Here is a 570-nt window from a genome sequence, read left to right on the forward strand (position 1 = left end):
CAGGCTACAGCATCGACAGCCTCCCCTTGTTGGCGACAACATTTCGATATATCGATATAAACGACATATCGAAATCGAGGCGACGCCCCATGCATCCTGGCATGATGGATCCCTTCCACGCCGATCCCTTCCACCCCGATCGCCAGGCCCTGCGCGAGTGGGATGCGGCGCATCCGGAGGCGAGCGCGGCGTGAGGGCTGTGCTCACCGCCGCCGCCGCGCGCCCCTCTCCCCGCTTGCGGGGAGAGGCCCGCCCGGAGCGCGCCGTCCGTGCGGCTCGACCAGCACGTGATCGAGACCGATCCCGCCGAACTCGTGGACGATCACCACCGCGTCGCACAGCGCCGAGCCGCGTAGGAGCCCGCGCAACAGCGTGGTCTTGCCGGCCCCGAGGAAGCCCTTGAGCACCGTCAGCGGGATCGGCTCAGGCCGTGGCGGCTCGGCCGCATGCGTCGTGCCGACGGACATGGACGCCGGCGTAGGCTTCCCGTCCCACCCCCTCCAGGCGGTCGAGCGCGCAGCGCTTTACCCGTCCTGGCCCCCCTCCGAGCGGCCGCCTTTCTCGGCGGGG

General features: G+C 70.0%; 1 protein-coding gene and 1 pseudogene. One reads left to right on the forward strand and one right to left on the reverse strand.

Annotation, left to right across the window (positions count from 1 at the left end):
* On the forward strand, nt 1-194 hold a 194-nt coding region (locus MKK88_RS00010), incomplete at its 5' end, for a hypothetical protein (protein ID WP_243996479.1).
* A gap of 81 nt (nt 195-275) precedes the next feature.
* On the opposite strand, the pseudogene MKK88_RS00015 reads toward MKK88_RS00010, so the two are convergent.
* Nucleotides 276-467 (reverse strand): annotated as a pseudogene (locus MKK88_RS00015) (GTP-binding protein); the annotation flags it as partial.
* Nucleotides 468-570 lie beyond the last annotated feature (103 nt).

The sequence above is a fragment of the Methylobacterium sp. E-005 genome (assembly GCF_022829725.1).
GTDB lineage: Bacteria > Pseudomonadota > Alphaproteobacteria > Rhizobiales > Beijerinckiaceae > Methylobacterium.